Source organism: Parvibaculum sp., from assembly GCF_049672805.1.
In the GTDB taxonomy this organism is placed as follows: Bacteria; Pseudomonadota; Alphaproteobacteria; order Parvibaculales; family Parvibaculaceae; genus Parvibaculum.
On sequence record NZ_JBATWS010000411.1, the window covers coordinates 1 to 2132 of the forward strand.

3 protein-coding genes are annotated in these 2132 nt (G+C 57.6%); all 3 read left to right on the forward strand.

The window, feature by feature from the left end; all coding sequences use genetic code 11:
• On the forward strand, window positions 1-494 hold a 494-nt coding region (locus WBF74_RS12770), incomplete at its 5' end, for a superoxide dismutase (RefSeq protein WP_424440501.1).
• Window positions 495-692: 198 nt separating this feature from the next.
• Window positions 693-863 (forward strand): hemin uptake protein HemP, encoded by a 171-nt coding sequence (gene hemP / locus WBF74_RS12775; RefSeq protein WP_424440503.1) that lies wholly within the window; start codon window positions 693-695, stop codon window positions 861-863.
• 170 nt (window positions 864-1033) lie between these two features.
• Window positions 1034-2132 (forward strand): TonB-dependent receptor plug domain-containing protein (locus tag WBF74_RS12780; RefSeq protein WP_424440505.1); only part of this gene is annotated, 1099 nt, incomplete at its 3' end.

Genomic DNA, 2132 nt, shown 5'->3' on the forward strand with positions numbered 1-2132 from the left:
ATGCCAACAAGATGATCGCGGGGACCGACCTCGAAAAGCTCGATCTCGTTTCGCTGATCCGCAAGGTTGCGAAGGACGACAGCAAGAAGGGCCTGTTCACCAATGCGGCCCAGATCTGGAATCATGATTTCTACTGGAAATCCATGTCGCCCAAGGGTGGCGGCAAGCCGAAGGGCAAGCTCGCCGAGCAGATCGACAAGGATTTCGGCAGCTATGATGAATTCCGAAAAATCTTCAAGGAGAAGGCGGCGGGTCAGTTCGGCTCCGGCTATTGCTGGCTTGTGCGCGGCGCAGACGGGACGCTTGCCATCTACGGCACTGCCAATGCCGAGACCCCCATTGCCGACACAAAGGATACGCCGCTGCTAACTACCGATGTGTGGGAGCACACCTACTATCTCGATTATCAGAACAGGCGGCCGGACTATCTGGATGTCTTTCTCGACCATCTCGTGAACTGGGAGTTCGCGGAGGAGAACTTCGAAGCGGCGTAACACCCCAAAGCCGGTGCGGGCGGCCTCGCGCCGCCCCCGGCCCTCCCGAACCCATTCAGAACAGAGCCAATCGCTGCCCAGCCGCCCCCCCTGCGCGGCTTACCGCAAATGAATCGCAAATATGGGTTGCGGACGTATTCTCTTCATGATACTGCGAGTCATTCTCATATGAGGATGCGCAGGGGCAGCAGATTAAACATGGCGACCAGCGTCGACGACAAAATCATCCATCTGACGAAGGCAGGCTCCGTACCCGCTCTCGACAGTACGGAGATTTTTCAGAGTGGAAAGGAAGTCGTCATCCGTCATGGCGAGGAGCTTTATCGGCTTCGTCTGACCAGCAGCAACAAGCTCATCCTGATCAAGTGAGAAGCGCCGGCAAAAGCCGGTGTTGGACCTAAAGCAGCCGAGCCAGCCAGACCCGCAAGGTATAAAGCGGGGGCCAGCCAGCCAGGAATGCTTTCACACGCATACCGGGACTGGAAATGGCAACAATGACGGGACAGCGATCCCTCTCCTTGCGTCTTTTGACGCTCCTTATGGCGACGACTTCTTTTGCCGCCATCACCGCCGCACAGGCACAAGACACCACACCTACCGAAACGGAAGAGAAAGCACCGCGCGCGACACAGCTCGACGCCGTGACCTCTACCGCCACGCGCAATCCAAGCTCGATCCATGATGTGGCGGGCACCGTTTCCGTCATCACGGCGGAAGAGATGGAGCAGCAGAATGCTTTTCGCATGCGCGACATCATCCGTTATGAGCCAGGCGTGTCGGTTGGCCATCAGCCTTCCCGTGCAGGGGCGACCAATTATGTGATCCGCGGCATTGGCGGCAACCGCGTGCTGGTGCTGATGGATGGTCTTCCGACCACGGACTTTCCTCAGTCCAATGAAGGGCCGGGCACATTCACGCGCGACTTCTTCGACATTGAAAACATGAAGTCGCTTGAAATCGTGCGCGGACCTGCCTCTGCTCTTTATGGTTCAGATGGCCTTGGCGGCACGGTTGCCTATATGACGAAAGACCCGTCTGACTACCTCGATGAGGCTGGCAAGGACTGGTATGGCACCATCAAGGGCGGCTACGAAACCGCTGGTAAGACACGCTCCTTCACCGGGACGGGCGCGGCGCGAGCGGGCAACGTGGAACTTCTCGGTCTTTACACTCGCCGCGATGGCGAGGAAATCGAACCCAACTCAAGCTGGGTTGCCAATCCGCAGGATTTCCAGTCGGATTCCTTCCTTGCCAAACTCGTCTTCAATGCGGCGACCGGTAACCGGCTGAAGCTCACCGGAGACTATCTCAACCGCAAGGTTGATACGGTCCTCAATGATGAACTTGGCACCGCGTCGGGCACGACGACACTTTCATCGCTGGGTACGGACGAGACGGAACGTTACTCGATCAGCCTTGCCTATACACATGCCAATCCGTTCCTCTTTGTGGACAGTGCGGAAATCAAGTTTGGCTACACCACGCTTGATCGCTGGGAACACACTGACCAGCTTCGCCGCACGGGTGGCACGGATTTCCTGCGCGTCTCGGATCTCGGCTTCCTGCAAGACGTGTGGGCGGTCGATCTTCAATTCAACACGACGCGGGATTTCTTCGGCGCCACGCACAGCTTCACCT